The organism is Bacillus sp. P4_D3, assembly GCF_056401855.1.
Map to the genome: position 1 here is coordinate 1 of NZ_JBFUIN010001055.1, position 890 is coordinate 890.

General features: G+C 35.3%; 1 protein-coding gene. It reads right to left on the reverse strand.

Features of this window, described 5'->3' with window-relative positions; translation table 11 throughout:
- Window positions 1–94: 94 nt before the first annotated feature.
- On the reverse strand, window positions 95–890 hold a 796-nt coding region (locus AC1DTM_RS29110), incomplete at its 5' end, for a DMT family transporter (protein WP_477001559.1).

An 890-nucleotide genomic window follows, 5' to 3' on the forward strand; every position in this document is an offset into this window, starting at 1 on the left:
CTTTAATATCTCTTCCATTTCTCTCCCCCTTCTTCACTTAAATTTCTATAAAACAAAAAGAGAAGTATCACAACTTCTCTTTTCTCCCCTAACATTATAATTCCTGTGTATACACCGGTTTGTTCACCACATTTTTTGCTGTTCGCTTTTGTTGCTGTAGTAAGAAAACAGATACACCAAACAATACGAGCATGCTACCGATAATTTGCATTGCGTTTAATTTTTCTCCAAGTAAGAAGAACGCTAGTATAGATGCCCCAACTGGTTCCCCTAGAATACTCATTGAAATTGTTGTTGCATTTACATAGTTTAATAACCAATTATTAATGACGTGTGACACTGTCGGTACAATCGCAAGTAAAAGAAAAATACTCCAATCCCACTTCGTATAGCCTGTAAATGGCACTTGAAGTATAACGTTATAAATCGCTATAAATATACCAGCGAAGGCAAATACAGTGAAACTATAAATCCAATGCGATACTTTCTTTACTGTCGTTTGTCCGATAAATAAATAACCGACAACTGCTATTACACTTAAAAAGGATAATATATCCCCATAAATTGCTTGCTCACTTAGCCCTAAATCTCCCCAGCCAATACACATTACGCCTAGTATCGCAATTCCCATCGTCGCAATTGCTGAATAGGTTGTTCTTTCTTTAAATAGAAAAAAACCTCCAACTAAAGATACGATAGGTTGCAGCGCTAAAATAATCGTCGAACTTGCTACTGTCGTATGCTTTAAGGATTCAAACCATAAAAGAAAATGAAGTGCTAAAAAGAAACCAGATCCAATTAAAAATCCCCAATCCTTTATTTGAATCTTACTAAACTCTTCCCGTTTTTTCCAAACGATAGGCAGCATAATAAGTACGATAATCCATAAT